Source organism: Bacillus mexicanus (assembly GCF_050445615.1).
GTDB lineage: Bacteria > Bacillota > Bacilli > Bacillales > Bacillaceae > Bacillus > Bacillus mexicanus.
Window position 1 is genome coordinate 193,627 of sequence record NZ_JBCEYV010000005.1, and the last position, 19,963, is coordinate 213,589.

The 19,963-nt window shown below is 45.2% G+C and carries 22 protein-coding genes and 2 pseudogenes; 16 read left to right on the plus strand and 8 right to left on the minus strand.

What is annotated here, in order from left to right:
* The first annotated feature begins 103 nt into the window (after positions 1-103).
* The 7 genes from catD to lnrN all read left to right on the plus strand — a co-directional run bounded on the left by catD (position 104) and on the right by lnrN (position 6,815).
* Positions 104-508: a DoxX family oxidoreductase CatD gene (gene catD / locus AAGG74_RS22330; protein ID WP_162102929.1), complete on the plus strand. Its 405-nt coding sequence runs from the start codon at positions 104-106 to the stop codon at positions 506-508.
* A 17-nt stretch (positions 509-525) separates the two neighbouring features.
* On the plus strand, positions 526-1,383 hold the full coding sequence (catE, locus tag AAGG74_RS22335; RefSeq protein WP_429677276.1) for a catechol 2,3-dioxygenase: 858 nt from the start codon (positions 526-528) through the stop codon (positions 1,381-1,383).
* 116 nt (positions 1,384-1,499) lie between these two features.
* Positions 1,500-2,702, plus strand: coding sequence for a sensor histidine kinase (locus tag AAGG74_RS22340; RefSeq protein ID WP_429677277.1), 1,203 nt, complete (start codon positions 1,500-1,502; stop codon positions 2,700-2,702).
* Positions 2,699-3,361 carry a two-component system response regulator LnrK gene (gene lnrK, locus AAGG74_RS22345; RefSeq protein WP_162102926.1) on the plus strand — a complete coding sequence of 221 codons (663 nt, stop codon included), beginning with the start codon at positions 2,699-2,701 and terminating at the stop codon, positions 3,359-3,361. Before AAGG74_RS22340 ends, lnrK begins: the two co-directional genes overlap by 4 nt.
* A gap of 142 nt (positions 3,362-3,503) precedes the next feature.
* Positions 3,504-4,439, plus strand: a complete 936-nt coding sequence (locus AAGG74_RS22350) for an ABC transporter ATP-binding protein (RefSeq protein ID WP_162102925.1) — start codon at positions 3,504-3,506, stop codon at positions 4,437-4,439.
* An 11-nt stretch (positions 4,440-4,450) separates the two neighbouring features.
* Positions 4,451-5,644, plus strand: coding sequence for a linearmycin resistance permease LnrM (gene lnrM / locus AAGG74_RS22355; RefSeq protein WP_429677279.1), 1,194 nt, complete (start codon positions 4,451-4,453; stop codon positions 5,642-5,644).
* Between the two features lie 13 nt (positions 5,645-5,657).
* Complete coding sequence (lnrN, locus tag AAGG74_RS22360) at positions 5,658-6,815, plus strand: linearmycin resistance permease LnrN (protein WP_429677280.1); 1,158 nt, start codon at positions 5,658-5,660, stop codon at positions 6,813-6,815.
* Between the two features lie 59 nt (positions 6,816-6,874).
* Here the strand turns inward: lnrN and padR are convergent, their stop codons facing one another.
* Positions 6,875-7,423 carry a transcriptional regulator PadR gene (gene padR, locus AAGG74_RS22365; protein ID WP_162102922.1) on the minus strand — a complete coding sequence of 183 codons (549 nt, stop codon included), beginning with the start codon at positions 7,421-7,423 and terminating at the stop codon, positions 6,875-6,877.
* A 329-nt stretch (positions 7,424-7,752) separates the two neighbouring features.
* On the opposite strand from padR, the gene AAGG74_RS22370 reads away from it, so the two are divergent.
* A complete protein-coding gene (locus AAGG74_RS22370; RefSeq protein WP_429677282.1) occupies positions 7,753-8,841 on the plus strand; it encodes an acyltransferase family protein in 1,089 nt (362 codons plus the stop codon).
* A 54-nt stretch (positions 8,842-8,895) separates the two neighbouring features.
* Here AAGG74_RS22370 and AAGG74_RS22375 read toward each other — a convergent pair.
* Positions 8,896-10,448, minus strand: a pseudogene (locus tag AAGG74_RS22375) (MFS transporter).
* 115 nt (positions 10,449-10,563) lie between these two features.
* Positions 10,564-11,046 carry a MarR family transcriptional regulator gene (locus AAGG74_RS22380; RefSeq protein WP_162102916.1) on the minus strand — a complete coding sequence of 161 codons (483 nt, stop codon included), beginning with the start codon at positions 11,044-11,046 and terminating at the stop codon, positions 10,564-10,566.
* Positions 11,047-11,216: 170 nt separating this feature from the next.
* Here AAGG74_RS22380 and mprF point away from each other — a divergent pair, with 170 nt between their 5' ends.
* Complete coding sequence (mprF, locus tag AAGG74_RS22385; RefSeq protein ID WP_429677283.1) at positions 11,217-13,787, plus strand: bifunctional lysylphosphatidylglycerol flippase/synthetase MprF; 2,571 nt, start codon at positions 11,217-11,219, stop codon at positions 13,785-13,787.
* 41 nt (positions 13,788-13,828) lie between these two features.
* Here the strand turns inward: mprF and AAGG74_RS22390 are convergent.
* Positions 13,829-13,912 (minus strand): annotated as a pseudogene (locus tag AAGG74_RS22390) (hypothetical protein); the annotation flags it as partial.
* 171 nt (positions 13,913-14,083) lie between these two features.
* Here AAGG74_RS22390 and AAGG74_RS22395 point away from each other — a divergent pair.
* Complete coding sequence (locus AAGG74_RS22395; protein WP_225493972.1) at positions 14,084-14,668, plus strand: nitroreductase family protein; 585 nt, start codon at positions 14,084-14,086, stop codon at positions 14,666-14,668.
* A 39-nt stretch (positions 14,669-14,707) separates the two neighbouring features.
* Here AAGG74_RS22395 and AAGG74_RS22400 read toward each other — a convergent pair whose 3' ends face one another.
* The 3 genes from AAGG74_RS22400 to AAGG74_RS22410 all read right to left on the minus strand — a co-directional run bounded on the left by AAGG74_RS22400 (position 14,708) and on the right by AAGG74_RS22410 (position 16,042).
* The gene (locus AAGG74_RS22400) at positions 14,708-14,899 is read right to left on the minus strand and encodes a YfhD family protein (protein WP_129506329.1); all 192 of its coding nucleotides are present in this window, start codon (positions 14,897-14,899) and stop codon (positions 14,708-14,710) included.
* A gap of 66 nt (positions 14,900-14,965) precedes the next feature.
* The gene (locus tag AAGG74_RS22405; protein ID WP_003223230.1) at positions 14,966-15,076 is read right to left on the minus strand and encodes a YfhE family protein; all 111 of its coding nucleotides are present in this window, start codon (positions 15,074-15,076) and stop codon (positions 14,966-14,968) included.
* Positions 15,077-15,130: 54 nt separating this feature from the next.
* Complete coding sequence (locus tag AAGG74_RS22410) at positions 15,131-16,042, minus strand: TIGR01777 family oxidoreductase (protein WP_429677284.1); 912 nt, start codon at positions 16,040-16,042, stop codon at positions 15,131-15,133.
* A gap of 88 nt (positions 16,043-16,130) precedes the next feature.
* Here AAGG74_RS22410 and recX point away from each other — a divergent pair, with 88 nt between their 5' ends.
* Positions 16,131-16,922: a recombination regulator RecX gene (recX, locus tag AAGG74_RS22415; RefSeq protein WP_429677285.1), complete on the plus strand. Its 792-nt coding sequence runs from the start codon at positions 16,131-16,133 to the stop codon at positions 16,920-16,922.
* An 8-nt stretch (positions 16,923-16,930) separates the two neighbouring features.
* Positions 16,931-17,248, plus strand: coding sequence for a YfhH family protein (locus AAGG74_RS22420; RefSeq protein ID WP_429677286.1), 318 nt, complete (start codon positions 16,931-16,933; stop codon positions 17,246-17,248).
* A gap of 41 nt (positions 17,249-17,289) precedes the next feature.
* Here the strand turns inward: AAGG74_RS22420 and AAGG74_RS22425 are convergent, their stop codons facing one another.
* Entirely contained in the window at positions 17,290-17,442 is a 153-nt protein-coding gene (locus AAGG74_RS22425; protein ID WP_010330867.1) for a small, acid-soluble spore protein K, read from the minus strand.
* A gap of 125 nt (positions 17,443-17,567) precedes the next feature.
* Between AAGG74_RS22425 and AAGG74_RS22430 the strand changes: the two genes are divergently transcribed.
* The 4 genes from AAGG74_RS22430 (at position 17,568) to AAGG74_RS22445 (ending at position 19,764) form a co-directional block, all read left to right on the plus strand.
* Positions 17,568-17,837, plus strand: a complete 270-nt coding sequence (locus AAGG74_RS22430) for a YfhJ family protein (RefSeq protein ID WP_162102909.1) — start codon at positions 17,568-17,570, stop codon at positions 17,835-17,837.
* Between the two features lie 145 nt (positions 17,838-17,982).
* A complete protein-coding gene (locus tag AAGG74_RS22435) occupies positions 17,983-18,501 on the plus strand; it encodes an SH3 domain-containing protein (RefSeq protein WP_162102908.1) in 519 nt (172 codons plus the stop codon).
* An 86-nt stretch (positions 18,502-18,587) separates the two neighbouring features.
* On the plus strand, positions 18,588-18,920 hold the full coding sequence (locus AAGG74_RS22440) for an SdpI family protein (protein ID WP_429677287.1): 333 nt from the start codon (positions 18,588-18,590) through the stop codon (positions 18,918-18,920).
* On the plus strand, positions 18,907-19,764 hold the full coding sequence (locus tag AAGG74_RS22445) for an alpha/beta fold hydrolase (RefSeq protein WP_429677289.1): 858 nt from the start codon (positions 18,907-18,909) through the stop codon (positions 19,762-19,764). Before AAGG74_RS22440 ends, AAGG74_RS22445 begins: the two co-directional genes overlap by 14 nt.
* The last annotated feature ends 199 nt before the right edge of the window (positions 19,765-19,963 follow it).

Sequence of the window (19,963 nt, forward strand, 5' to 3'; positions counted from 1 at the left end):
CATTTTCGGAAAATGTAATGAAATTACTTGACGTAAATAAGTTATGTATATATACTAGCTTACAATAAGTAAGTGAATAAATATCTTTATCAAGGAGGTTCACATGAATAGGTCTTTTGAAACTGGCACATTACTTTTACGAGTGATGACAGGTATCATCTTTTTTGTTCACGGTTTATCTAAGTTTCAGGAAATGGACGGCACCATACAATTTTTCGGGAGTTTAGGTCTTCCAAGCTTTATGGCGTATGTCATTGCAACAATTGAATTGGCGGGCGGAGTGCTTGTCGTTTTCGGCTTGGCTACACGTATTGTCGGTGTTCTGTTTGCTCTCACGCTGATCGGCGCTATTATTACAGTTAAACTGAAAGCGCCGTTCATAGGCAATGCAGAATTTGATTACCTTCTGCTTTTGACATCAATCCATCTAGCTCTTTCTGGAAGTCGTTTTCTGGCGCTGGACTCACTTGTGTTTAAAGAAAAAAAGAGCGGAAACGTATCAGTCTAAGAAAAGAGGCATACAGCATGACCAGCATTCATAAGAATACAAACATTGGCTATGTCAAACTGACAATTCGCAGTTTGGAGCGTTCCCTTCAGTTCTACTGTAACGCCATTGGCTTCAAAGTCTTAAAAAAGACGGATCGCCAAGCTGAATTAACAGCTGACGGGAAACGCGCACTGCTTATTCTTGAAGAAAATCCAAGCGCTGTCGTCTTGCCTGAACGATCTGTGACAGGCCTTTATCACTTTGCGATTCTTCTTCCGAACAGGAAGGAACTTGGGATCGCGCTTGCCCGCTTGATTGAACACGGCATTGCCATCGGGCATGGCGATCATACTGTGAGCGAAGCACTCTATCTGTCTGATCCGGATGGAAACGGCATTGAAATATACGCTGACCGCCTTCGGAGCACGTGGCAGCGTGATCGTGAAGGAAACTACGTCATGACGACAACATCTGTTGATATTGAGGGGGTTCTGGAAGAGGCAGGAGATGAGCGGAAAAACGCGCTTCCGAACGACACCATCATCGGACACATTCATTTGCATGTCAGTGATTTGAAAGAAGCGAGAGCGTTTTATACAGATGTGCTGGGCTTTGACATTGTCGGAAACTATGCGGGCATGTCCGCTCTCTTCGTGTCAGCCGGGGGCTATCATCATCATATCGGATTAAACATTTGGGCGGGAAGAAACGCGCCGCCTAAACCGACAAATGCCAGCGGATTAGACTATTACACTGTGGTTCTGCCTCATCAAGACGAACTCGATCAAGTCGCAGACCGGGTCAAACAGGCCGGATATATAATTGTAGAAATGGAAAACAGCTTCCGGGTGCAAGACCCTGTTTCCGGAGCCGATATTGTATTTGTGATTTGACTGTAATCCCTTTGCCGCAAATTTGGCAGGGGGATTTTTATTTTCCGGAAACGCCTGTCAAAAATGTCCTGAGGCAGGTATGATAAGAAGGGAATTGGGTAACGGGAGTGATGAGCGTGAAGGCTCTGTTTTTTACGAGAATGTTTACCTTGATGGTGAGCTGTTTAATGTATTTGTCCATTGTGAAAGAGGATAACTGGTTTGAATATGCATGTATTGCAGCAGGTGCTGCCGTGTATGCAGCCAATCATGTTTTACTGACAAAAGAGACAAATGCCTTCTGGTTTTGTCTGATTGATATTGCGGTCGGCTTTTCGTTCGGATTCATCTTTCCCGGCACAGGCTTGTTCATTATCATGCTCTGTCCGGTTACAGTCGCCTTTTTTCTGCGAGGATTTCAAAAGAAAACTGCTTGGTCTGTTTTATGTCTATGCTTGATTTTGTTTTTGATCGTTCTCATCCGTACATATATGATGTTCGGCACTGAATTTGTCATCGATCATTTGACCAGCATGACATTCGTTGTCTTCTGCGGTGTCGTCGGCAAATTAATCCGCAAGCTGCTAGAGGCGCAGGATACGGCAAAACAGCAGTTTCAGGAATTGACGGAATCCCACCTGGCGCTGTCTGCTGCACACGAGGAGCTGCATTTATATGCGAAGCAGGTTGAAGAGCTGACCGCCATTCATGAGAGGAACAGAATGGCAAGGGAAATCCATGATATAGTCGGGCACAAAATGACGGCCCTTCTCGTCCAGCTGCAGCTATTGCGTGAATGGCAAAAAAGAGACAGCCAAAAAGCGGAGGAGACAGTCGGAATATGTGAATCGCTTGCCCGTGAAGCGCTTGACGATGTCCGCTTATCAGTGCGGACCCTGCAAACGGAAAACGATCCTTCGGTCATCGAATCGCTAAAACAGTTGACAGAGGACTTTTACAAAAATGCAGGAGTCACAACAGAATTTACGGTCAGCGGCGATCCTGCGATAATCCCGCTGTCTCTTCATCCGACTTTGGTCAGAACGGTGCAGGAAGGACTGACCAATGCCAAACGGCACGGCGGCGCCACCGCCTGTTCGATACGGCTTGCCTGTACAACGGACGGCATCAGCCTTGTCATTAAGGATGATGGAAAAGGAAATCCTGAGGCGGCACTCGGGTTTGGCCTCTTGAATATGAAAAAACGAGCAGCGGAGCATGGCGGAATGATCCGCTTTGAGAGCGAACGGGATCAAGGGTTTACTGTCATCGCTGAATTTTCACTGGCTAATAAAAAATGGAGCTTCGGGCCTGCGCAGCAAAAGGAGAGTTTATCATGATTAAGATCATCATTACCGACGATCAGGATATCGTCAGAGAAGGGCTGGCGTCACTGCTTCAGCTCAGAGAAGAGCTTGACGTGATCGCTACAGCGCGAAACGGGCAGGAGGCCTTCGAAAAGGCGAAAGAACTTGAGCCGGATATCGTGTTAATGGACATCAGAATGCCTGTTTCCAACGGAGTTGAAGGAACAAAATTGATTACAAGTTCTTTGCCCGGCGTAAAGGTTTTAATGTTGACAACCTTCAAGGATTCAGAGTTGATTGCGGAAGCGCTTGAAGAAGGAGCGAGCGGATACCTGCTGAAGGACATGTCAGCCGATACGATTGTAAAAGCAGTGATGACGGTTCAATCTGGCGGAATGGTGCTCCCTCCGGACCTGACTGCTCAAATGCTGAATGAGTGGAAGCGTGAAAAACAGCTGAAAGGAATAAACGAGATAGAAAAACCGAAGGAGCTGCTCGATCTGACCGAGCGTGAAATCGAAGTTTTGGCTGAACTGGGGTACGGGCTGAACAACAAAGAAATTGCCGAAAAGCTGTTCATTACAGAAGGCACAGTGAAAAATCACGTGTCCAACATTATCAGCAAACTGTCTGTCAGAGACAGAACCCAAGCCGCCATCTATTCAGTCAGATATGGTGTATCTATCTTTTGACATATGTCGTTGAGCATATTTGTTACTTTGAAAAGACCTGTAAAAGGTCTTTTTTTCATGCCTTACATTCTATCTGGCGCTACATGCCGAATGCTTTTCTTTTTTCTACAATAGCAATGATTCAAAAAAGGAGTGGAACGGCGTGCTTAAAGCAGAAAACATCAAAAAGGCATATGGGAAAAAAACAATCGTGAAAGGCATTTCTTTTTCTCTGCAAAAGGGGGAGTCGTTCGGGCTTCTCGGGCCAAACGGTGCGGGAAAGTCCACAACCATCTCGATGATTTCCGGCCTCGCGCCTCATGACAGCGGGCACATCACAGTAGGCGGGTATGTTATCGGAAAAGAAACAGCTAAAGCGAAACAAAAAATCGGTGTCGTCCCGCAGGAAATTGCTTTATATCCAACACTGACGGCACGAGAGAATCTAATATTTTGGGGAAAAATGTACGGACTTACCCATAGCGAGGCCAAAAAGAGGTCGGCAGAAGTCCTTGAATATGTCGGCCTGAGTGAGCGGGCCAAAGATAAAATTGAAACATTCTCAGGCGGTATGAAACGGAGAATCAACATCGGTGCGGCATTAATGCACAAGCCTGAGCTGTTGATCATGGATGAACCGACTGTCGGCATTGATCCGCAATCAAGAAATCATATTTTAGAGACGGTGAAGCAGCTCAATGAAACAGGTATGACGGTGATCTATACGAGTCATTACATGGAAGAGGTTGAGTATTTATGCGACCGAATCGGGATTATGGATATGGGAGAAATGATTGCGATCGGCACAAAAGGCGATTTATGCAGCCGTCTTGGAGGCGATACCATCATTCAGGTCACAGTTAGCAGGGTCAATGAAGCGTTTCTTTTTGCGATCCGTTCCCTGGCTCATGTAAATGATGTAACCGTACATGAAACAGGACTCAAAATTAACATTTCTGCGGCCCATCATGAAAAAGTTGTCACAAGTTTGCTTGCGGAAGCAACCGCCCATCAAATCAACCTGCTGTCTCTTCAGGTGCAGGAACCAAACCTGGAGCGTCTGTTTCTGAATCTGACCGGCCGCACGTTGCGGGATTAGGAGGGACGGTAATGAAAAAAAGCTTATGGATTGCATGGAAAGATGTCAACATCAGAATCACGGACAGAAAAGGGTTTATGATGCTTATTTTAATGCCGCTGATCCTGACCTGTATTTTAGGTGCGGCACTCGGATCAATTGTTGACGGAGGCAGCCGGATTGACGGCATCAAAGTCGGGTATGTCCAATTAGACCGATCAGATGCAGCGAACATGTTTAAAACAGACGTCCTCAATAAAATGAAGCCGGTAAACATGACACAAGCCAGCAGCGAAGATGAGATGAAGAAACTGCTCGATGAAAAGAAAATCGATGTCGGCATCGTCATTCCGAACCATTGGGAAGCCGGCAAAACGTCAGCATTTGTTTATGCCGATCCAGATCAAACCATAAAAAGCTCCATCATCGAAACAGCAGCCGCATCTTTCATAGACCAATATAAGGCGGTAAAAGATGCTGCGTCCGCTTCAATGGACTACATCAGCAAAACGTCAGCTGTCCAACAAGGAAAAATTGATCCTGCACACTTTGCAAACAACCTAGTAAAGACGCTTGAAAAGGAAACGGGTAACAAGCTGACAATTGCGGAAAAATCAGTCGGCAGCAAGGCTGTTACCAGCTTTCAATACTATTCGGCTGCAATGCTTTGCATGTTTATGCTGTTTCATATGACAGTCGGAGCGAAATCATTTTTACAGGAAAAGGAGACGGAAACACTTGCCAGAATGCTGATGACGCCTGCGCAAAAATTCGTCATTCTTTTCGGAAAATGGCTCGGAACCTATTTATTTGCGATCATACAATTTATCATATTTCTGATTGTCACGATCAATGTATTTGGTGTGGACTGGGGCGGTAATCTGATGTTTGTAAGTGTACTAGGGCTTTCGTACGCTGCGGCTGTATCGGGCATTTCAATGCTGCTTGCGTCCTGTATTAGCGATATGAAATCGGCGGATGCGATCGGCGGCTTCGGCGTTCAAGTGCTTGCGGTTCTTGGCGGGTCTATGCTGCCGCTGTACCAATTTCCGGACTTCTTGCAGTCTGTATCCAAGGTCGTACCGAATCGATGGGCGCTTGACGGCTTTCTTTCTTTAATGGAAGGAGGAGGCTGGGCTGATATTCAAAAGCCTGTGCTTCTTTTTGCAGCGATCGGCCTTTGTTCACTCGTGCTTGGTATCAGACGGCTTCATACAACAAGATAAGGAGGTACACGAAGTGAAAAAAATCTTAGCCATTTGCGGCATTGAGCTTTCTCTCATTTTCAAAAAGCGGCAGAATTATTTGATGATGTTCGCCGCCCCGCTTTTGCTGACCTTTGTATTTGGAGGGATGTTAGGCAGCAATGATGACAAGCTGCAGTTTGCAGTCATTGATCAGGATGACACGATTCTGTCGCAACATTATATTCGGCAGTTGAAGACACATGATGATATGTATACATTTGAAACCATGTCTGAAAGCAAAGCATCAGAAAAGCTGGAACAAAAGAAGATTGCCGGGATCATCACAATTTCCCATTCGTTCCAAACACAGCTCGAAAAGGGAAAACATCCTAAGCTGGTCTTCCGGCACGGTCCAGACTTGTCGGAAGCGCCGATGGCCAAACAATATGCAGAAAGCACATTGGCAAAACTCAATATTCAAGTTACCGCAGCGAAAACGGCAGCTCAAGCAGCCGGGGAGAATTGGAAGGCGGCTTATAAATTGGTTTTCGCCAAAGATCCTAAAGAGGCAGCACCACCCGTAAAACGTAAGACACTAAGCGATAAAGAAGAAAGTGTGAACGTAAGCGATACAGCCTCCAGAGCAGCAGGTTTTTCGATTCTATTTGTCATGCTGACTATGATGGGAGCAGCGGGAACCATTTTAGAAGCGAGAAAAAACGGCGTCTGGCACAGATTGCTTACAGCTTCTGTAAGCCGAGCAGAAATCGGTGCTGGATATGTGCTGTCCTTCTTTATCATAGGCTGGATTCAATTTGGTATTTTACTGCTCGCGTCCCATTGGCTGTTTGGCATCAACTGGGGAAATACGGCGGCGGTTATTGTGTTAGTCTCATTTTTTCTGCTGACCGTTGTGGGTATCGGATTGGTGATAGCCGCCAATGTCAGAACGCCGGAACAGCAGCTTGCGTTCGGCAATTTACTCGTCATCGCAACATGTATGGTAAGCGGAATGTATTGGCCGATAGATATTGAACCGAAATGGATGCAGTCCGTCGCGGAACTTCTTCCGCAAAAGTGGGCGATGAGCGGGCTGACTGAGATTATCGCTAACGGTGCACATGTTATAGATATTCTCGGCATCTGCGGCATTTTGCTTGCTTTTGCGGCAATTACTTTCGCAGCGGGGCTGAAAGCGCTCCGAGCCTAAAAAAGCATCTGCCCCCTGAGGCAGATGCTTTTTGCATGCGGGTAAATCTCCGCCCACAGTCAACCTTTGTTAATCATGGACAAAATCGACTCCAGCCAGGAAACGTAATTTTTCTCCCGCTCCAGCGCTTTCGTCAGCACGAGATAGTGGCCGAAGTCTGGTGAAGAAAATGACATTGGTTCTGCTGAAGCCATCAGCTTGTCATAGCTTCCCTGCAGATCAGACAGCTTTGCCTTGCGTTTCAGCAGCTGATCTGTGAACAAGTCGGAAGCCTCCTGCTGCGATAGACAAGAAATGAAATAAGCCTTCAGCATAAATTCATCCTTCACAGTCTCCGGTATCGGCTGGTGTCGGATCAGCCAGTCATGCAGCTCCTGCTTTCCGCTGTCTGTCAGGGTGTACATCTTTTTCTCCAGCTTCGTGCCTTGAATCGTTGTTCGGAACGTGATAAATCCTTCATCCGTGAGCTTTTTGAGCTCGGGGTAAATCTGGCTGTGCTTGGCGCTCCAAAATTGGCCGAGCTCCTCTTTAAAATAACTCGTAATATCGTATCCGCTCAATTCGCCTTTGCGCAAAAGCCCTAATATGGCGTATTTTAATACTCTCATGCGATCCTCCGTGTCTATGGCTGTTTCGTAATCCTAACTGCCTATTCCCCTTATTATAGAAAAGGGAGGAAGGGAACACAACCTGACTACTTTATGTCCCGCACTCAGATTGATGATTTATGTATAAGGGGAAAGGTGAACTTGAATAAAGGATTTATGATCACATCCTCTGCCTAGCTCAAAAGTTCTTGTCTGCACAGTATTCAGTTGTTCTCGATAGTCTATAAGACATCCGCCAATTTAAGACATCCGCCACTTTCTCAAACCGAGCAGACATGTTAAGGTACAACCATTGATTTCTAAAAATTTGAAATAAAAGGAGCGCTGTGATGCAAATTAAAGAAATTTTTATGATCCGCTGTATTTCGTGCTTAAGTGTCGTTTTGCTCCATATCATTTCAATGGTTCTGATGCTTCAGGCAGAAGCTCTCGCAAATATCTCTCACACCGTAGATTCTTTTCGCACACTCCTCATGTTCAGCACGCCCGCTTTCATTTTCATCTCTGAATTTTTGCTGGCCCGTTCTTATTCTGACGGAGTGCCGGACGGTTTTTTAAAGAAGCGGGGAAAAGTGATTTTCATTCCTTTTTTATTTATTGCAGCCATCGATGCTTTGCTGATGACCAGTGCGATGGGGGGAGAGGTCACCTTTCTCGCGATTGTGCAAAAATTTTTGGCGAACGTATTGTTAGGCAACTTTGTTGGATACTTCATTCTCGTCATCTTTCAATTTTACATTCTGCATATGCTGTTTCATGAGTATTTGAAAAAAGCATCGCCAAAATGGGTTCTGTCCATCTCATTTGTGGTGACAGCCGCTTATTTAAGCTATTACTCAGCAGCCAGTCCGGCTCCTGCTTCTGAAGAGGGCGGGGCGTTTCCGTTCTTCTGGGTGCCGTTCGCAGGCTGGCTTTTTTACTTCTGTCTGGCCTATTATTGCGGAAAAGAATATAAGCGCTTTTTAGCGCTGTTAAATCAATACCGGTGGGGGATATACGGGACTGCGCTGGCATCTGCGGCGCTTGTTGTCACTGTTTCTTATGTCGGTGAAATCGGCATGATCAGCTCGAAACGGCCTGATATCATGCTGTATTCGACAAGCATGATTTTCCTGTGCTTTCACGTGTTTTCTAAAATAAAACATGTGCCGAAAATCATGATGTTTATCAGCAACTATTCTTTTTCAATTTATCTGCTTCATGCTTATTTTATGATTATAGGCTACGTGTTGCTTTTAAATGTGCCCGACATCCCCGCCGTACCGGCAGTTCTCCTGTTGTTCGCCGTGTGCACAGCCGGCCCGATCCTGGCCTCGTGGGCACTGAATAAATTCAAATACGGTTATTTATTTGTGGGAAAGATTTATCAGCCAAAACAGAAGAAAGCAACAGCAGAAGTGCGGGATCAAGCAGGGTGAAAAGAAGCGGCAGGAGAGAGGCTCCTGCCGCCTTCAACTTACAGAGGGGTGGTCTTAAGGCTTTTTCCGGCGGAAAGCCGGCAGACTGATCGCCGCAATCACCAGCAATGAGATCACAGCCGCCGCCGCATATAAATGATCGTAGCCGCTAGCGACACTCGCATGAATGGCGTCGCTGATCGCTGTTTTGACTTCAGGCACGGGAATGCGTTCAATTTGTTCTTGTAAGAAACATCAGAGCTGCCGATCTCCGGAATCATTTGCATCGCCTTTTCTGAATGTCCGCTTTCTGATAAGCGGCTTTTGATTTCAGCGCCGACTTGGTCAAACCCGGCTGTGATAAACCCGGCATAAAGCGTAGGCGCCAATGTCAGTCCAATTTGCCTTACTAATGAAAGTGTGCCAAGCGCTGTTCCTTTATTCGTTTTAGCCGCCTCTGATACAAGGACGTTCAGCGGAGCGCCTAACAGAAAGCCAAACCCGATCCCGGCCGCCATACTTGCGATCACAAACTCCCATTTCTCCGTTACCCAGAGCGGAAATAACGCAAATCCCGCACACGAAATGATTCCAGAAAGAACAACAGTTGTCACCGGTCCTTTTTTGTCGGTAAGCACTCCGCCAAGCCAAGCTCCGATTCCAGAAGCTAGTGCAAGCGGAGTCATCCAATAACCTGATTTTGCGGCAGGGACACCCAAATATTGCTCAACATATGACGGGATAAAAATAACCGCAGCCAATAGCCCTCCGGATAACAAACCGATGACAAGCGTACGCTGAAACATGTGGTTCCGCAGCAAAGAATAAGCCAAAATCGGATCGCCCCCGCGCATTTCAACCCTTTTTTCAAACGAGATAAGCGCTGCAAAGCAGATGATGCCCAACACAATACATCCATAAACCTCCGGATTCCCCAAGCTGTTTAAAAGGTTTGCACCGTCAAGATTTGTCATTCCGTACATCACAGCTAAAATCGACAGGGACAGAAGGAAGATTCCGGCTGTATCAAGGCGTTTAGCCTCAGGCGCTGTTGTTTCCGCCATAAAATATGCACCGAAAACGACCAACAGCAAGGCAATCGGCAAATTAATCAAAAACAGCCAATGCCAAGACCCGGTCCAATCAAGCAGAAAGCTTCCTATATTCGGTCCGAGCACTGCCGCCATCCCGTTCATCGCGCCAAGCAGCCCAAGCGCTTTTCCCTGCTTTTCCTTTGGAAAGGTAGCGAGAATGTGCGAGCTGCCGATAATGAAGATCCCGCCGCCTCCAAGTGCCTGAATCAGCCGTGAGATCAGAAAGAGCGGGAAGCTTTGACTCAAAGCAACAAGCAAAGAACCAAGCCCGAACAGGCAAACCTCAATGAGAAAAAGTTTCTTTCTGCCGTAGCGGTCTGAGAGCTTTCCGACGATCGGCACACTGACGCTAAGACCGAGCGTATAAAGGGTAATGCCCCACGATCCCCATGAAGGAGAGACGGCAAACGACTCGTTTATCGTTGTTAAAGCCGCCGAAATAATACCGTTATCCAGCGCCGCCATAAACACACCGATTGTAAACAGACTGATCGCCCACTTTTGGCTTTTTTGCTCTGTGAATGCCTCAGACATATTCATCAAACCTCTTTTCTTTAATTCATTATGAATATATTATTCATTTTAAGTGAATTAAATGTCAAATAAAAAAAGCCTGTTTCCGCAGTTTACGGATGACAGACTTAAACACTTATTCCTTTTTTGCTTTCTCCAATGCTTGAGAAAGAATAGATAGCCCTGAGGAAACAGCTTGCTTTTCTTCAGGAGACAGCAGCTCCAAGGAACGCTTCAATTTCAAATGCCCTTTTTCGTAAAGACCCCGAAAAATTTTTTTAGCATTCTCCGTCAATTGAACAACCACTGAGCGGCGATCCTCTTCAGAATGTGAGCGTTTGACAAATCCTGATTTCTCAAGACGGTCAAGCAGCCCTGTTGTATTAGACAGAGAAGCTCCCATTTTTTCTGCAATGTCGCTGACCTTTAGTGTTCCATGGTTGTTTAATAGCATCAGCACTTTCATTTGCGGCATGCTCATATCCAGTTTCATCCACTCAGACACATCACCGAGCCCGGCAGAGGTTAAGACTTTCATATAGAGCACCCATATTTCCCGTTCCTCCGAAGAAAGAATGTTTTCGTTTAATACAGTGGTATCATGCAGATTATATTCCATTTCATCACCCTCATCTTTCACTCCTCTTACCATATTACTCGATTTTCACTCTTGAAAGAAAGTGAGCAGAAACCACATGCCCGACTTTGTCCGAAAAATAATGGTAGTGTATAATAAGTTGGAGATTATTAGGGGAAGAAAAACGAACTAGAATATGATTGGAGAGACCATTGCTGATTAAAAAAAATGCTTTATCTATTTTAAAAATTGTTTTTCCTATTGCTGTTTTATTATTTGTTATTTATCAATCGAAACAAGAACTGACAAATCTGTCATTCAAACGCACGCTTATGGTCATAAATGGGCTGGAACGAACAGACTTATTCATCCTTGTATTGATCGGCCTGCTGGCTGTTTCAGCCATGTCGCTGTATGATTACGTTCTGAAATACTCCCTGCGGCTGTCGATCACAAACGGAAAGGTATTCAGGGTTTCCTGGATCGCCAACTCATTTAACAACGTTCTGGGATTCGGCGGATTAGCCGGAGTCGGGCTAAGAATGATGTTTTATAAAGAGCATACGAAAGACCAAAAGACACTCGTCAAAGGAATCGCCTGGCTTACATCCTCTATGCTGCTCGGGTTATCTGTTTTCAGTATTTTCGTCGTTGCGCGGGTGCTGCCAGTGGATGAAGTGATCCATGAGAAGCCGTGGCTGTGGGCTGTCGTTATCGGCTTCGCGCTGATTTTGCCGGTATCTTTAGCGGTGGCCAAAATAAAAGGCCGCAAAGACGGAAATGAAGAAAATACGGACAAAGTGAAAAATCCGATTTTCGCTTATATCGGTGCTTCTGTTGCCGAATGGCTTATGGCCGGATTCGTCATCTATTTTGCTTTATTCGCTATGGGCATTCATGCTGATATCAGATATGTATTCGGCGTCTTCGTCATTGCGGCGATAGGAGGGATGATCAGCCTTGTGCCAGGCGGTTTCGGATCGTTTGACCTTTTGTTTTTGCTCGGGATGGAGCAGCTTGGTTATCATCAGGAGGCCATTGTTACTTCTATTGTTTTGTACAGGCTTGCCTATTCGTTTATTCCATTTGTTTTGGGACTGTTTTTTGCTGCGGGTGACCTGACCGAAAACACAATGAAACGGCTCGAAACGAATCCGCGCATCGCACCGGCAATTGAGACGACAAACGTTCTGCTTGTTGTCCAGCGGGCGGTATTAGTGAAAATTTTGCAAGGCTCACTTTCGCTTATTGTGTTTGTTGCCGGGTTGATCGTTCTGGCTTCAGTATCCCTGCCGATTGATAGGCTGACGGTTATTCCACACATTCCGCGCCCGGCCCTTTTGCTGTTCAACGGACTGTCTTTAAGCTCAGCACTTATTCTGCTGATTTTGCCGATCGAGCTTTATAAACGGACAAAACGTTCCTATAAGATGGCAATTACAGCACTTGTCGGCGGCTTTGTGTTCAGCTTTTTAAAAGGACTCAACATCAGTGCGATATTTGTACTGCCGATGATTATCGTATTGCTCGTGCTTTTGAAAAAACAATTCCAGCGGGAACAGGCATCCTATACGCTTGGGCAAATGATATTCGCTGTGGCGCTGTTTACCGTAGCCCTTTTTAACTACAACCTGATCGCGGGCTTCATTTGGGATCGGATGAAGAAAGTGATGCGCCATGAATATTTCGTCCATAGCGATTCTCATATCACGTATGCGACGATCATGGCGATTATCATTGTGCCGCTGTTCTTCTTCATATTTACAGTGGTGTATCATAGGAAGACAGAACCGATCGGGGAAGAAGCTGATTCCGAACGCTTTGCTTCGTTTTTAAATGAAAAAGGCGGAAATGCGCTGAGCCACCTCGGCTATCTTGGAGATAAGCGGTTTTATTTTTCAAGTGATGGGAATGCACTTCTCCTGTTTGGAAAAATCGCCAGAAGGCTGGTTGTGCTCGGTGATCCATCCGGTGAAAGACAATCGTTCCCGCTCGTGCTGGAAGAATTTCTGAACGAAGCGCATCAAAAGGGATTCAGCGTTTTATTCTATCAAATTGAACGAGAGGACATGGCGCTGTATCACGATTTTGGCTATAACTTCTTTAAGCTGGGCGAGGAAGCCTATGTAGATTTGAATACATTTACCTTGACCGGGAAGAAAAAAGCCGGTCTTCGGGCCATCAATAACCGATTTGAGCGGGAGGAGTATACCTTCCATGTGGATCATCCCCCATTTTCTGATGTGTTTTTGGAGGAGCTGAAACAAATCTCAGATGAATGGCTCGGCTCGAAAAAGGAGAAGGGATTTTCACTCGGATTTTTTGATTCGTCCTATTTACAGAGAGCACCGATCGCCTATATGAAAAATGCCGAAGGAGAGATCGTTGCGTTTGCAAATGTCATGCCGATGTATCAGGAAGGAGAGATATCGGTTGATCTGATGCGCTACCGTGATGACGCCCCGAACGGCATTATGGACGCATTATTCATCCGTATGTTTTTATGGGCGAAGGAGGAAGGCTGCACGTCGTTTAACATGGGAATGGCGCCATTGGCAAATGTCGGCACCGCCTTTACCTCCTTCTGGTCAGAAAGATTTGCCGCTGTCATTTTTAATAATGTCAGGTACATGTACAGCTTCAGCGGCCTCAGAGCCTTTAAAGAAAAATACAAACCGGAATGGCGCGGCAAATACTTGGCCTACCGGAAAAACAGATCTCTTTCTGTCACCATGTTCCTTGTCACGCGGCTGATCGGAAAAAGCAAAAAAGACTCCTTCTAATCAGATGGAGTCTTTTTTTCGTCTTTATGGAATAGGTTTTAAGTGAAATAAAACAGTACATCGGCATCCATATCAGGAATGGACTCTTTCCTGCCTATAGAGAACATAGCTGAAAAAATATCCTTGAACAAGGGCGGAAAATGGGAAAGAAGAAGGGATCACTTCACAGAAACGGCTGTACACTTAGGAACCCGCATTCTGTAAATTTAATACCGATGATGGTTTACAACAAGAGGCACTTTCCGTTATTATTATAAATGATAATCATTTTCAATTGTGCAGGAAGGTGAGACGGTATGCCTCAAACCGAACAGATAGATCAACATTCAGAACTGCGTGACATCATACGCAGCAGAAGATCAATTCGAAAATTTAAACAAGAGCCAGTGCCCTCAGCGGTTATTCTTGACATGCTTGAAACGGCAAAATATGCGCCAAATCACAGAGTGACAGAGCCATGGAGATTTATTTACGTTTCCAGTGAGACAGGAAAAGCAAATCTCATCAATACATTTGCAGCATTCTCTAAGAAATCCAAACCTGATATGACAGAGGAAAAACTGCAAAATTTCAAAAACACACTCGGACGCGTACCGGGATTCCTGCTCGTCGTGTTCCGGCAAGATGAAAACGAAAGAGCGCGAGATGATGATTTTGCGGCTACCAGCTCATTGATCCAAAACCTTCAGCTTCTTGCCTGGGAAAAAGGAATCGGCATGGTTTGGAAAAGCGGAAAAATCCTTTACGACAAAGAAGTCCAGCAGGCCTTTGATTTGCAGGATAATGAACGATTTGCCGCCATCATACAAACGGGCTATCCTGACGAAGCGCCGGGAGTGAAAAAACGCACACCGATCCGTGAGCGGTTTACCGAGTTGTAAAAAAACCCCCTGTCTCAAATAGAGACAAGGGGTTTTTCGTTAACGGGTTTTCTTTTTCGCTCTATTGTCGGCTGCTTTCGCACGCTCTTGCGCTTTACGGTCATCCGCATCGGCAAGTTCGCTTGAATATTCCTCGTAAACGCCGTCAGTTTCCCTTTTTAATGCATCGGGAACTTGAGGAAGCTTTTGTTTGTTTTTATCACGGTTTTTGTGGATATGATTTCTGCCCATATCAAATTCCCCCTAAAAAGTGATATCAAACAAATATAGTATTTGGCTTTAGGGGGCTATGTATTCCTATTTTCGTTTAGCAGCTTTTTCCGCTTTTTTAAATTCGCCTGAATAAAGAACTTCCTGCATTTTCTTTAAATTAGCGCCTTGCTGATGCTTCTCCCTCTTCTTTTCCATAGAAAGGACCTCCTTCAACCATGTTATTCTTAAGGTTGACGTTTCCTTCAGTTTTTATACAGCCTTTCCGTCCGTTAGCAGCTGTGAGAGTGCGAATGTAAGATCTGAATAGGTGAAACGAAAACCAGAAGTCAGCGCTTTTTTGGGGAGAGCGCGCTGCCCTTTCACAATGAGAAGACTCATTTCACCCAATGCTTTCGACAAAATGAACTCTGGAACGGGAAGCCAGTGGGGACGATGCTTCACCTGCGCAATCGTTTTCCCGAATTGCTTCATTTCCACCGGGTTTGGCGCGGTGACATTCATAGGGCCTGAAATGCCGGTGTTTTCCATCGCATACCGGATCATCTGGGCGGCGTCTTCGACATGAATCCATGACAGCCACTGTCTGCCCGTTCCGATCGTGCCGCCGCCCAGCAATCTATAGGGAAGAACCATGAGCGGGAGAGCGCCTTTTTCTCCAAGCATCACACCAAATCTCGCATAAACCGTCCGGATGCCCATCGCCTCAATTTTTTGTCCTTCCTTTTCCCACATATGCGCCGTATGGCTGAGAAAATCCTCATCTGATGTTGGGGAATCCTCTGTGAAGGTTTTTTCAAGACTTGTGCCGTAAATACCGACAGCACTAGCCTGGATTAGCGCCTTCGGTTTGTCCTTCTGTTTATGAATGAGCCGCTGTACTTCACGAGTCGCATTGATACGGCTGGAGAGAATATGCTGCTTCGTTTTTTCTGTCCAGCGGCCAAAAATCGATTTTCCCGCAAGGTTTACCCAGACATCAATATGAGGAAGTTCCTGTTCAGGTACGGCTCCTTCTGTCAGCCATTGGACATATGTGATATTTTTTTGTTCAGTTTCCCTTGCGTTTCTTGATAAAATATAAACATGGTGACCTTGGCGGATAAAAACGCCTGTCAGATGCCGGCCGAGAAAACCGGTTCCGCCCGTCATTGCAATATTCATGAACATCTCTCCTCATCGTTCTAATTAGTATACTTTACCTCATTATCATAAAAGAAAACGCGTGTCAGGCCTGAGAAGGGAGATTAAAATGCCATTTATTACAAAAATATCAACGCAAAAAAAGAATACGGAACGTTTTAATATCTTTCTCGATGAGAAATACGCCTTCAGTGTGGATGCGGACGTGCTCGTGAAATTTGAGCTCACAAAGGGAAAAGAGCTCGATGACCTTGAGATCATTGAGATTCAATACGGTGATGAAGTGAAAAAAGGCTTCAACCGTGCAATTGAATTTTTATCCTACCGAATGAGATCAACGAAAGAGGTGGAGGACCACTTAAAGAAAAAAGAAACCTCTGCCCCCGTCATTGCGGAAGTGATTCATAAGCTCAACGACTACAAGTACTTAAACGACCCGGAGTTTGCCGCGGCCTACGTCAGCACCCACAAAAAAACGAACGGAAAAGGCCCTGACGTATTATTCAGAGAGCTGAGAGCGAAAGGGATCGACGACGATACAATTAAGGAAGCGCTGCGTTCTTTTTCCTTTGAAGATCAGACAAGGGAAGCGGTCAAACATGTTGAAAAGCTTCTCAAAAAGGATAAAAAACTTTCAACAAAGGAACTCAAACAGCGCGCCCAGATGCAGCTTCAGCGCAAGGGCTTCTCATTTGATGTCATCAGCGCGGCGCTAGAGCAGATTGAATACGAAAATGATGAGGACACAGAAAAAGAAGCGCTGCGCCTGCATGCGGAAAAAGCGATAAGAAAATACCGCTATGACGGCTCTTATGAAAGCGCCATGAAGGTCAAACAATTTTTATTCCGCAAAGGATTCTCACTCGATTTAATCGAGCAATTTCTGCAGGAAGAGGAGTAGCTGAAAAAATGGAGAAACGATACAGTCAAATGACACCGCACGAACTTAATACCGAAATCGCCTCACTTTCTGAAAAAGCAAGAAAAGCCGAACAGCATGGGATCATAAACGAACTGGCAGTGCTCGAACGGAAAATTACGATGGCAAAAGCATATTTGCTGAACCCGGAAAATTTTTCACCGGGAGAAACGTATCGTGTGGAAGACTCTGAAGACGAATTTACGATCAGCTATATAAACGGCGTTTTCGCATGGGGATACAGAACCTCGTCCCCCCAGCAAGAAGAAGCGCTGCCAATCTCAGTATTGCAGGAAAAAAGAGGCTGAATTTCAGCCTCTTTTTATATGAATCACTGCAGCGGCTTTCTTTATCGTTTGCCTGAGGCTCTCATTTTTTCTTGAGGATGCTGATTGATCGATCCGTCAGCGCGTTTTGAAGCATAGTCGTCCTTTGCTCTCGGTTCACCCTGAAATTTATTTTCGTTTTCGTATGGAAATCCTTTTTCTTTATTCCGGACCATATCAGTTCCTCCTAGGTTCGAGATCAAAAAGTTGCGTCTTTTCAGATGAAGACGTAAGGTTATTATATGGAGAACACCACGTTTTAAAGCGTTATTTTTTTCCTGAAGAAAGGAGAACTGCACACATGGATACGTACATTGAGAAACTGACAAATCTGCTTCTGGAAAAGAACGATATGATCAGCTATATACAGGCAAAAACATGGGTGGAATTGTTATGGAGCGATTTCGAAGCGACCTATGCAAAAGCCGGACACACCTATCAAGGTGAAAAAATGACAGAAAAAATCGTCACACAATGGATCGAAAACTATGGCGGTCAGCTCCACCTTTTCCAAAGTTCCCGTGAGGATGTAAATGATTACTTAAACCAAAGCAGAGGCCTTTTGCATTGACAAAACCTGCCGTCTATCATCCGGCAGGTTTTTTATTTCCTTAAAATTACCTTAACAGCTAGAAAAAATGAACAAAACGTGTTTCACTCGCCGTTTAATCAGGGAATACCACATATATCTTGTCAAATGCGAGGAGGAGCTTTATATGAAAAAGAAACAAGTAATGCTCGCTTTAACAGCTGCCGCAGGACTTAGTATGACAGCACTTTATTCCGCTCCCGCAGCAAAAGCTGCGCCGCTTCACGACATATCTGCCAGCATGCCTTCATCCGATTCTTACATGATAAAAACAGGAAAGCTGAATGTCAGGACTGAGCCAAATCATAAAGGTAAAATTCTTGGCACATTATCATCAGAACAAAAAGTTACAGTTAATGGTTTCGCAAATGCCGATTGGGCTCAAATTCAGTTCAAAGGGAAAAAAGCATATATTTCAACACACTTCTTAATGAAAACCGCAAGACAAGCAAAAACAGCGAATCAGACAGCCTTCTACTCACCGACACCCGAAAATGGAAAAGCCAAACAGCTTTCAACCGGAACAGAGGTGACATTGCTTGGTTGGGGATTCAGTGAAAACGGCGGATTTGATTTCAAATGGGCGTTTGTTGATGATGGCAGGCATCAGGGCTATATTCAGACAAAGGACTTACAAATACGATAAATAAGGCAGGCAGAGAGCTTGTCTTTTTGCCTTTGTATGAAACATTTCTTCTTTCTGCACGTAACAATGAGAAAGGAGATGATGATATGGCTGGTTTAGTCAGCGGAGGCTGCATGATCATCGCGGGGATACTGATTAAACTGTTTCCGCCCAAAACCATCAACAGTGTGTACGGATTCAGAACGAAACGCTCAATGTCAGATCAACGTTTATGGGATGAAGCGAACCGTTACAGCGCATCATTGCTGATCCTGTCAGGCTTTTTGATTGCGGGGATGGGTTTGCTGTTGAAATCGAACTTGATCATTCTTCAGCTGACTTTGCTGCTTTCCGCCTGTGTCATGACATGTGTGCTTACGGAAAAAAGGCTGAAAAATATGACGCGCAGTCAAGGAGGAGATAGAAGTGGACGGAGTTAAATGCCAATTTGTCAAAACAAACGGAATTACGCTTCACGTTGCGACCGCAGGACCGGAGGACGGCCAGTTAGTTGTTCTGCTCCATGGGTTTCCAGAATTTTGGTACGGCTGGAAAAACCAAATCAAACCGCTTGCCGATGCGGGGTACCGAGTTATCGTGCCCGATCAGCGCGGCTACAATCTCAGTGACAAACCAGAGGGAATTGATTCGTACCGGATTGATACGTTAAGAGATGATATCATCGGACTGATAACACAATTCACAGATGAAAAAGCAATTGTCATTGGGCATGACTGGGGAGGGGCAGTCGCATGGCATTTGGCGTCCACCCGTCAAGAATATCTTGAAAAGCTGATCGCCATCAATATCCCGCACCCGCACGTTATGAAAACCGTCACGCCGATGTATCCGCCGCAATGGCTGAAAAGCTCGTATATCGCCTTCTTTCAGCTGTCCGACAAACCGGAGGCATCACTAAAGGACAATGATTACGAAGCATTAGATAAAGCGATTGGGTTATCGACACGCCCTGAGATGTTTACGTCTGAGGATGTCAGCAAATACAAAGAAGCATGGAAACAACCTGGTGCACTGACAGCTATGCTGAACTGGTACAGAGCCCTCAGAAAAGGAAGCCTTGCAGAGAAAACCAGTTGTGAAACAGTACCTTACCGGTTGATCTGGGGAATGGAAGATCGCTTTTTAAGCAGAAAGCTTGCGAAAGAGACGGAAAAACACTGCCCGAATGGACATCTCATTTTTGTTGATGAAGCATCCCATTGGATTAATCACGAAAAACCTGACATCGTCAATCAGCTTATTCTGGATTATCTAAAAAAATAATAAGTCAGAATGTCTCTCCGCTCGTCTGTCATAATGGCAGACTTTTTCTGTGCGTTTTTTTCATAGTCTGTTTTAAACATGACAAAATAACATTAAAAAATGACATCATAAAATGTAACAAAAAGCAGGTTTAAACGACTTTTAAAAAAGGAATAGCCTTATTGAAGATTTGTCTGCACCCCCCCCCCTAAGGCAAAAC